Raw genomic sequence first — 9,481 nt, 5'->3', positions numbered from 1 at the left:
GGGATTAATCCTTCACAGTGACCAGGGAAGGCAATTTACCTCGAAAGAGTTCAGCGATTTCTGTAAAAAGAAGAATATTCAGCAAAGTATGAGCCGTGCAGGCTGTCCATACGATAATGCTCCAATGGAACGATACTACAATACGTTGAAAAATGAGCATATAAATCTGTTCACCTATAAAACAAAGGAAGAACTGGACATGGCGGTAAAAGAGTTTGCTTATGTATGGTACAATCATGTGCGTCCACATTCCTATAATCAAGGGCGTACCCCATATGCAGCAAGGAGTGCATAAAATTTTATACACTAGTGTTACAATTTTGCTTGACTAGAACAATAGTCGTTGAAAAAAACGAAAGATACTTTTTATAAGTCTAAAGGGGGATATACGAATGCAGATTACAGACGTTCGAATCAGGAAAGTAAATAAAGAAGGAAAGATGAAAGCAGTAGTTTCAATTACACTAGATAATGAATTTGTAGTACATGATATCAAAATAATCGAAGGTGAGAAAGGTATGTTTATTGCAATGCCAAGCCGCAGGGCTGGTGATGGAGAATATAGGGATATAGCTCACCCAATTAATTCAGAGACTCGAGAGAAAATACAATCAATTATTCTTGAAAAATATGAGGTCGCTGCAAGTGCTGAGGAAGAAGCAATGCAAGAAACTGCAGCAGCTGATGTAGAGTAATTTAATAGAGAAACGAATTAGTACATAATGAGGGATTGTCGAAAGGCAATCCCTTTTTCTTGACATATAATAGGAATACGAATAAAGTAAAATCATATAAAGGAGGAGCTGACTTGAAAAGGATATGTTTCTACATAGTATGCATGTTCGCAGTGTTTTTTCTAATATTGCTGTATACAGGAGAAATTGATTTCTCATCGATTGCCCAGTCCATTCATATCGTGCCGTCAAAAGAAGATGCGGTACAGGTGGTTTATGATGCTATAAAGACTGGAGAGACTACGAAGGCAGTGAGTTATATAGGGAAGAGGCAAAGGATATCAGCGTATGCTAGTGAGTTAGTAAAAGAAGCGTTTAAAATTGATGATCCAGTTACTTCAGATGACTTTGATTATATGCTTAATAAGTATAGGGGATACACTGCGTATATTAAGGGATTTGGTATTTACACCATTCATTATGAATTTGAATATAGTGAAACGGCTGCACAAACCAAGTGGGTAAATCAAAAAGTGCAGCAGATATTAAAGAAATTAAAATTAGAAGATAAATCAGAGTATGAAAAAGTAAAAAAGATACATGATTATATTATAGAACATACGTCCTATGATTTGACAGTGAAATTTAATTCAGCATATGAAGGGCTTAGAAGCAACGCAACAGCTTGTCAGGGATATGCAAATATGGCATATAAGATGTTTACAGAAGCAGGACTGGATTGTAGAGTTATTACTGGTGTTGGAAATGGCATATCCCATGCCTGGAATATTGTAAAGATTAAAGATATGTGGTATAACATTGATTGCACATGGGATGATCCAGTTGGAGGAGGAAGCCGCAATAATCATTATGATTTTTTTTTAAAGTCAGAAAATGATTTTGGAAAACATGAGCGAGATGAAGAATATAGGACAATTGAATTTAACGAAAAGTATAATATGACAGAACATAGCTGGAAATAATACGGAATATTGAAGAAACGGAGGAAGCAGGAATGTACATTATTGTTGGATTAGGAAACCCAACTAGGGAGTATGAGGCAACTAGACATAATATAGGTTTTGATGCCATTACGAGATTATCAGATGATTATAGAATACCTCTTAATATGAAGAAACATAAAGCGATTTGTGGAACTGGTTTTATTGAGGGACAGAAAGTTATTCTGGCACAGCCACAGACCTATATGAATTTAAGCGGAGAAAGTGTAAGAGAGCTTTCAGATTTTTATAAGGTACCAGTAGAAAACATAATTATCATTTATGATGATATTAGTCTTGATGTAGGGCAGATTCGTGTGAGACCAAAAGGCAGTGCGGGTGGACATAATGGTATTAAAAGCATTATTAGCCATCTTGGTACCCAGGAGTTCCCAAGAATTCGTATAGGTGTTGGAAATAAACCAGAAGGATGGGATTTGGCAGATTATGTTCTTGGAAGATTTCCAAGAGAGGAAGAAGCTGTTGTGAGGTTTGCCTTAGGTCGTGCCGCACAGGCTTGTAAAGATTTCATTTTAGAAGGTATGCAATATACGATGAATCAATACAATAGAAAGGTAGAGATAGAATTATAAAATCGGACTTTTCAGTAGAAATGAATGGAGTAGGAAGCGTGAAGACATTTATAGAACCGTTAAATGAATTAAAGGAATATAATAATATAAAAGAACTTCTAACAAGAGGTGTTCAGCCAATTCATGTAACAGGTGGAATTGATTCGCAAAAGGGACATTTTATATATGCATTAGGGGATGATTACCCTGTCAAAGTGGTTATCACTTATTCGGAAAGCAAGGCGAAAGAGATATATGAAGACTATCGGATATTTGATAAAGATGTATATTTGTACCCTGCGAAGGATGTTATATTTTATAGTGCTGACATTCACGGAAATGCTATTGTTCGTCAAAGACTTCAGATTATTCAGCGGTTAATTGAACAAAAGCCAACTACGGTTATTATGACCATCGATGGTGGAATGGATAGAATTCTGCCATTAGAGGTGATTTCAGGAAAAGTAATTTATTTAGAAGCAGCATCGATAATAGACATTGATCAGGTAAAGGAACACCTGATTCATATAGGATATGAAAGAGTAGCTCAGGTTGAAGGACCTGGGCAATTTGCAGTTCGAGGCGGGATTATGGACATCTATCCTTTGACAGAAGAGTGTCCATATCGAATAGAATTGTGGGATGATGAAATTGATACCATACGTTCTTTTGACGTTGAAAGCCAGCGCTCCATTGAACAGGTTGAGAAGATTACCATATACCCAGCAACTGAGATTGTACTAGATAGTGAAACACTTTCCAAAGGCTTAAAGGAGATTCAAAAAGAAAAAGAGCAGTATGCAGGAGAGTTAAAAAAAGAAAAAAAATTTGAAGAAGCTCGAAGAATACAGGAAGTCATAGGTGAATTAGACGAAAAGCTGGAAATGTACAGTGGTTCTATGGGAATGGAGAGTTATATCTTGTATTTTTATGAGAATACAGTCAGTTTCGTTGATTATTTTAAGGAAACTAAATGTCTGTTTTTCCTAGATGAACCAAACAGGTGTCTAGAACGTGGAAATGCAGTAGAACTAGAATTTCGTGAAAGTATGATGCATCGAATCCAGCAAGGTTATATTTTGCCAAAGCAGATGGAAGCTGTTTACTCTATTACACAGGCAACTGCCAAGTTGCGAAACTGTCCAATGGTCATTCTAAGTACTTTAGACTACAGTGTAAAGGAATTTCCTGTTCAGGCAAAAGAAAATATTACAGTCAAATCCATACAATCTTATCAGAATAATTTTGAAATGCTCATAAAGGATTTAAAGAACTGGAAGCAAAAAGAGTATCGAGTTGTCTTGTTATCTAATTCTAGAACCAGAGCTAAGAGGCTAAGTGAAGATATTAGTGAGTATGATTTAATGGCTTTTTATAGCGAGGATCTGGAACGTGTTATAAAAAAAGGGGAAATAATGGTAACTTACGGGAATCTGCATCATGGGTTTGAATATTCTCTCATTAAATTTGTAGTAATTTCTGAAGGCGATATTTTTGGAGGTGAACGTAAGAAGAAGAAAAAGAAACGGATTTATGAAGGAACAAAGGTAAATAGTTTTACCGATTTAAATATAGGTGATTATGTGGTTCATGAGAATCATGGAGTTGGAATATACCGTGGAATCGAAAAAATTGAAGTTGATAAAATTACGAAGGATTATCTTAAAATTGAATATGCAGGAGAAGGTATCCTTTATGTGCTTGCAACGGGACTGGATGTTTTGCAGAAGTATGCTGGTGCAGATGCAAAGAAGCCAAAATTAAATAAATTAAATTCTATTGAATGGAAGCATACAAAAGCGAAAGTAAGAGGTGCAGTAAAAGATATCGCTAATGAATTAGTAGAACTGTATGCTAAGAGACAGTCAAAGAAAGGCCACAGTTTCGGGGAAGATACGGTCTGGCAGACAGAGTTTGAGGAAATGTTTCCGTATCAGGAAACAGATGATCAGCTTTCTGCTATTGAAGCAACTAAAAAGGATATGGAAAGCACCAAGATTATGGATCGTCTAATCTGTGGAGATGTTGGTTATGGAAAAACAGAGATTGCTATCAGGGCTGCATTTAAAGCGGTATTAGATGGCAAGCAGGTGGTGTATCTGGTGCCAACAACTATTTTGGCACAGCAGCATTATAATACATTCGTCCAGAGAATGAAGGACTTTCCTATTGAGATAGAAATGCTGAGCCGCTTTCGAACAGCTGCCCAGCAAAAGAAAACAGTGGAAAAGCTAAAAATGGGTAAAATGGATATTGTTATAGGAACCCATAGGCTCTTATCAAAGGATGTGCAGTTTAAAAATCTTGGACTGCTGATTGTAGACGAGGAACAACGGTTTGGGGTAACTCATAAAGAAAAAATTAAGCAGATGAAAGAAGATGTTGACGTTCTTACCTTATCAGCAACACCAATACCAAGAACACTCCATATGAGTCTTGCTGGAATCCGGGATATGAGTGTTTTAGAAGAACCGCCTGTTGACAGACAGCCGATTCAGACTTTTGTCTTGGAACATAACGATGAAATTGTAAGAGAAGCCATTAATCGTGAACTAAACCGAGGCGGTCAGGTATATTATGTTTACAACCGGGTAAATAACATTGATGAAGTGGCTATGAATGTAGCGAAGCTAGTTCCAGATGCCAATGTCTCGTTTGTTCATGGACAAATGCAGGAAAGGGAACTGGAAAAGATTATGTTTGATTTCATTAATGGAGAAATTGATGTACTGGTTGCAACAACAATTATTGAAACAGGACTGGATATCTCCAATGTGAATACCATGATTATAGATGATGCAGATAAACTAGGATTGTCTCAGCTTTATCAGTTAAGAGGACGTGTTGGCCGTTCCAATCGTACATCCTATGCCTTTTTAATGTATAAGAGGGATAAGATGCTTCGTGAAGTTGCAGAAAAGAGACTGCAGGCTATTAAGGAGTTTACAGATCTAGGGTCAGGTTTTAAAATAGCAATGAGAGACTTAGAGCTTCGAGGGGCAGGAAACCTGTTAGGTTCTAAGCAGCATGGACATATGGAGGCTGTAGGTTATGATTTGTACTGCAAGATGCTAAATGATGCAGTTCGTGCCTTAAAGGGAGAGGCATCCATAGAAGATGAATTTGAAACTAGTGTGGATGTAAATGTTGATGCCTTTATTCCTGCATCATATATCAAGAGTGAATTTCAAAAGCTGGAAATCTATAAGCGAATTGCGGAAGTTCAGACAGAGGAAGAGTATCTGGATATGCAGGAGGAATTGACAGACCGTTTTGGAGATATTCCCAATAGTGTAAATTGCCTTGTTTACATTGCATTGATTAAGGCCATTGCACACAGGGCTTATATTACTCAGTTAAAGCAGATGGGAGAGAGTGTTAAGATTGTGATGTATGAAAAGGCTAAAATGGATATTAACAAGCTTCCTGGTTTCATTGAATCCTATAATGGAACTCTTCGGTTCGTAACGGATAAAGTGCCTTTTTTTAAGCTGAACTTAGCACGGTTCAGAAAAACATCTAAAAATGATAATATGAAGTTCTTAGATTATCTAAAGGATGTAGTAACGGACATTTACCAGCTAGTAGAAAAATAAAGCTGTCAATAATTTAAATATCTCGAATTGCATTTAGAAAAAGGAGTTAAGTATGAAGAACTTAAAAAGAAAATATGTTGCAGCAGGGTTTTTCCTGCTGATGTTTTTAGTAAGCGGCTGTAGCAAGAACATAGTGGATGAAGTGGGAAATGAATTAAAAGCTACCCATGAGAGTGAAAGCCACAAAAAAGAATTAAAGCATAAGGACATTGTTTTAAGAGTAGAGGATGCTAGTGTATCTTATGGAGATGTCTTATTTTACATTTACCAGGCAAAAGAAAAATATGAGAAAATATTCTCGGATGCTATATGGGATGTGGAACTAGAAGACGGGGATACCTTTGAAAAACATGCAAAAGAAGAGATATTAAGAGAAGTAACAGAAGTGCTAATAGTTTGTGAAGAAGCAAAAGAGGAAAATGTAACATTGTCAAAAGAGGAGAAGCAGGAGGCGAAGGAAAAGGCAGAAGCGTTTATTAGGAAGGCAGGCAAAGATGCAGAAGAACAGTGGGGATTTGATTTAAAAAGAGTAGAAAATATTTACCAGCAAAATGCACTGGCAAGGAAAATGTATGACAAAGTAGAGAAAGAGAATGGAGCTAATGGCCAAGGTGAGGCATTTGAAGAAAAATATGCAAAGTGGTCAGAGCACAGGAGGATTGACCTGAGCGTTGAATTGTGGAAGAACATACATTTCAAATTTTTAAAGGACGATAGGAAGGATAATTTATGAAGAAGATACTAGTTGTTTTAACAGGTGGAACCATTGGAAGCTGTGTGCAGGGAAATGTAATCTCGGCTAAGGTGGAACGCTCTGCTGAAATAGTAGAAAGATATGAAAAGCGTTATGGAAAAGAGGATTTCTTTGAAGTTGTCCAGCCCATTAATGAGTTAAGTGAAAATTTGCATCCAGGAAGCTGGGAACCAATAATTGAAGTTTTAGATGAAGCGATAGATAAGGATTATGATGGAATTATTGTGACACATGGCTCTGATACATTGGCATACACATCTGCCTTTATGTCTCTTCACTATGCCTATGTGAAAATTCCAATTGTATTTATTGCAGCTAATTATCCCTTAGATGATGAAAGAAGCAATGGATTAAAGAATTTTTCCGGAGCAATTACATTTATTCATGAGCAGGCAGCATCAGGTGTTTATAATATATATGAGAATATGAATTCAGAAGTTGAGGTGTTCCTGCCTACAAGAATGCTTGGTTCTGATCCGTTCTTTGATCAGTATCAGAGTTTTGACCGTCAGGTTTTTGGCTGGATAAAGAAAGGAAAATTTCTTGTCAATGAAGAATGTCCAGTAACTCTGGAAATGGTTCGGAACAGAGAAACAGAGCATATAGCAAGGCTGTATTTTCAGTATGAAAATGAAGTGCTATTTATTCCAATGTATCAGGGGATTAATTTCCGGAATTACAAATGTACAGATAAAACCAAGGCGGTGCTTTTATATTTATATCATTCTGCAACAGGTGCAACCAATGAAGAAGCAGGTTTACTAGAATTTCTGGCTGAATGTCATAAGCAAGAAGTAAAAGTATATGGTGCCTCTTTTAAGAGTGAAAATATGAATGTTTACCAGACAACACATGTTTTATTAAAAGAAGGATTAATTCCGATGTTTAATATTTCGAGTGTTGCTGCATATGTAAAGTTAGTTATGGCGTATAACCAGAAGAATCAAGCGCCAGAAGCTGTTTTGGAAGAAAATAGATTTTTTGAAAAATTAACAAAGTAAAAAATTTAGAAAAATTTTAGAAAATTAAACTTGAAATTTTTGTGAATGAGATGTATAATTTCCTCTATTTAACACAAAATATTATTTATAAAGGTAATTTATGAATAATAACTTAATGGAGGAATTATTTTATGAAGGCAACAGGAATAGTACGAAGAATAGATGATTTAGGGCGTGTGGTTATTCCGAAGGAAATTAGACGTACATTAAGAATCCGTGAAGGGGATCCGTTAGAGATCTTTACTGACAGAGAAGGTGAAATAATTCTGAAGAAGTATTCTCCAATTGGTGAATTAGGACAATTTGCCAAACAGTATGCTGAGTCTTTAGCACAGACACTTGGCCATATTGTATGTATCGCAGACCGTGATCAGTTAATTGCAGTTTCTGGTGGTGGAAAAAAAGATCTGATTATGAAGTCTATTCATAAAGACTTAGAAAATGTTATAAATGAAAGAATAAATGTTCTTGCAGCAAATAAGGACAAGAGTTACTGTAAAATTTCAAATGATGAGGAAGAATACGTTTATGAAGTCATTACGCCAATTATTTCAGAAGGAGATGCAATTGGTGCTGTCATCATTTTAACAAAAGATACAAAGATTAAATTTGGTGAATTAGAAGTGAAGCTTGCACAGTCTGCCGCTGGTTTCTTAGGAAGACAGATGGAGCAGTAGGAAAATAAAGAATGTTCTGTTATACTGGTTAGTGAGTTTATATAAGAAGAGGTGGAGAAATGAAGCATAATGACAGCTTAGAAGAGCTTATGCAAGTGGTCCGGGTACTCCGAAGTGGACAAGGCTGTCCTTGGGACAGGAAGCAGACCCATGAAAGCCTGAAACCTTATCTGCTAGAAGAAACCTATGAAGTGATAGAAGCCATTAATCAGTATAATATGGAGAATTTACGTGAGGAACTTGGGGATGTACTGCTTCAAGTTGCTCTACATAGTGTAATTGCAGAGGAGCAGCAGGAGTTTACTATTGACGAGGTAGTACATGAGGTCTCACAAAAGATGATTCGCAGACATCCGCATGTGTTCGGCTTATCAGAAGAGAACAGCAGAGATGGAGTAGCAGCAAAGTGGGAAGAAATTAAACAAATGGAGCATAAAGAAAAGACCATTGGAGAGAGTATTGAAGCAGTTCCAAAAGCAATGCCTGCATCCATGAGAGCAACAAAAATCCAAAAAAAACTGCTTAAAGCAGGCCTTAATTTAGACACTAAGGAAAAGTGTTTTGAATGGATCAATAATAGTTTGAATAAACTAAGAAAAAGTTGTGAAAACTCAGAAAAGACAGGCATTGAAGAGGCTTACGGAGAGTTCTTGTTTACTGTGTTGAATTTATCGGTTATTTTAGGCGTAAATGAAGAAAATTCCTTGACAAATCAAGTAGATAAGTTTATAAATAGTCTTGTAGGTATTGAGCGAATCGCAAGTCGCGAAGGAAAACGCCTCAGCGAGCTATCTATAAATTATGTGAATGAGTTATGGAAGCTGAAATAAAAATTAAGATATGATCATTAAGAGGAGGAGTAATCCATGAACAAAGCTGAATTAGTTGCTGCTATTGCAGAAAAGACAGAACTATCTAAAAAAGATTCTGAAAAAGCTTTAAAAGCATTTATCGATGTTGTTACAGAAGAATTAATAAAAGGTGAAAAAATCTCTTTAATCGGTTTTGGTACATTTGAAGTATCTGAAAGAGCAGCAAGAGAAGGTAGAAATCCTCAGACAGGAAAGACAATGCAAATTGCAGCTTGCAAAGCTCCTAAGTTTAAAGCTGGCAAACAATTAAAAGATGCTCTTAACTAATTAAAGAAACAGGGGTTGCGTAAGGCACCCCTTTTTTTGACTTATAATATAGTTCCCCTTTGTTTGT

Annotated in this window: 10 protein-coding genes; all 10 read left to right on the top strand. The window is 36.3% G+C overall.

From position 1 onward, the window contains the following. On the top strand, positions 1-295 hold a 295-nt coding region (locus tag BMY85_RS11590), incomplete at its 5' end, for an integrase core domain-containing protein (protein ID WP_143066372.1). Positions 296-392: 97 nt separating this feature from the next. Further along, a complete protein-coding gene (gene spoVG / locus BMY85_RS11585; protein ID WP_092478439.1) occupies positions 393-695 on the top strand; it encodes a septation regulator SpoVG in 303 nt (100 codons plus the stop codon). A gap of 113 nt (positions 696-808) precedes the next feature. Beyond that, a complete protein-coding gene (locus tag BMY85_RS11580) occupies positions 809-1,657 on the top strand; it encodes a transglutaminase domain-containing protein (protein WP_092478438.1) in 849 nt (282 codons plus the stop codon). A gap of 32 nt (positions 1,658-1,689) precedes the next feature. Next, on the top strand, positions 1,690-2,268 hold the full coding sequence (gene pth / locus BMY85_RS11575) for an aminoacyl-tRNA hydrolase (RefSeq protein WP_092478437.1): 579 nt from the start codon (positions 1,690-1,692) through the stop codon (positions 2,266-2,268). Positions 2,269-2,288: 20 nt separating this feature from the next. Beyond that, positions 2,289-5,843: a transcription-repair coupling factor gene (mfd, locus tag BMY85_RS11570; protein WP_092478436.1), complete on the top strand. Its 3,555-nt coding sequence runs from the start codon at positions 2,289-2,291 to the stop codon at positions 5,841-5,843. Between the two features lie 52 nt (positions 5,844-5,895). Then, on the top strand, positions 5,896-6,576 hold the full coding sequence (locus BMY85_RS11565; protein WP_092478435.1) for a hypothetical protein: 681 nt from the start codon (positions 5,896-5,898) through the stop codon (positions 6,574-6,576). After that, a complete protein-coding gene (locus BMY85_RS11560) occupies positions 6,573-7,598 on the top strand; it encodes an asparaginase domain-containing protein (RefSeq protein WP_092478434.1) in 1,026 nt (341 codons plus the stop codon). Before BMY85_RS11565 ends, BMY85_RS11560 begins: the two co-directional genes overlap by 4 nt. A gap of 131 nt (positions 7,599-7,729) precedes the next feature. Next, positions 7,730-8,275 carry a stage V sporulation protein T gene (gene spoVT, locus BMY85_RS11555; protein ID WP_092478433.1) on the top strand — a complete coding sequence of 182 codons (546 nt, stop codon included), beginning with the start codon at positions 7,730-7,732 and terminating at the stop codon, positions 8,273-8,275. 59 nt (positions 8,276-8,334) lie between these two features. Then, complete coding sequence (gene mazG, locus BMY85_RS11550) at positions 8,335-9,105, top strand: nucleoside triphosphate pyrophosphohydrolase (RefSeq protein WP_092478432.1); 771 nt, start codon at positions 8,335-8,337, stop codon at positions 9,103-9,105. A 36-nt stretch (positions 9,106-9,141) separates the two neighbouring features. Next, positions 9,142-9,414 carry an HU family DNA-binding protein gene (locus tag BMY85_RS11545; RefSeq protein WP_092478431.1) on the top strand — a complete coding sequence of 91 codons (273 nt, stop codon included), beginning with the start codon at positions 9,142-9,144 and terminating at the stop codon, positions 9,412-9,414. Positions 9,415-9,481: the final 67 nt, after the last annotated feature.

Source organism: [Clostridium] polysaccharolyticum (genome assembly GCF_900111595.1).
Classification (GTDB): Bacteria; Bacillota; Clostridia; order Lachnospirales; family Lachnospiraceae; genus Clostridium_AI; species Clostridium_AI polysaccharolyticum.
This window is presented reverse-complemented; position numbering and strand designations above follow the sequence as displayed.

Excerpts from the sequence above, each read along its gene's own strand:
- spoVT (WP_092478433.1), top strand. The coding sequence starts at position 7,730 with ATGAAGGCAACAGGAATAGTACGAAGAATAGATGATTTAGGGCGTGTG.
- BMY85_RS11565 (WP_092478435.1), top strand. The coding sequence starts at position 5,896 with ATGAAGAACTTAAAAAGAAAATATGTTGCAGCAGGGTTTTTCCTGCTG.
- pth (WP_092478437.1), top strand. The coding sequence starts at position 1,690 with ATGTACATTATTGTTGGATTAGGAAACCCAACTAGGGAGTATGAGGCA.
- BMY85_RS11545 (WP_092478431.1), top strand. The coding sequence starts at position 9,142 with ATGAACAAAGCTGAATTAGTTGCTGCTATTGCAGAAAAGACAGAACTA.
- mazG (WP_092478432.1), top strand. The coding sequence starts at position 8,335 with ATGAAGCATAATGACAGCTTAGAAGAGCTTATGCAAGTGGTCCGGGTA.
- spoVG (WP_092478439.1), top strand. The coding sequence starts at position 393 with ATGCAGATTACAGACGTTCGAATCAGGAAAGTAAATAAAGAAGGAAAG.
- BMY85_RS11560 (WP_092478434.1), top strand. The coding sequence starts at position 6,573 with ATGAAGAAGATACTAGTTGTTTTAACAGGTGGAACCATTGGAAGCTGT.
- mfd (WP_092478436.1), top strand. The coding sequence starts at position 2,289 with ATGAATGGAGTAGGAAGCGTGAAGACATTTATAGAACCGTTAAATGAA.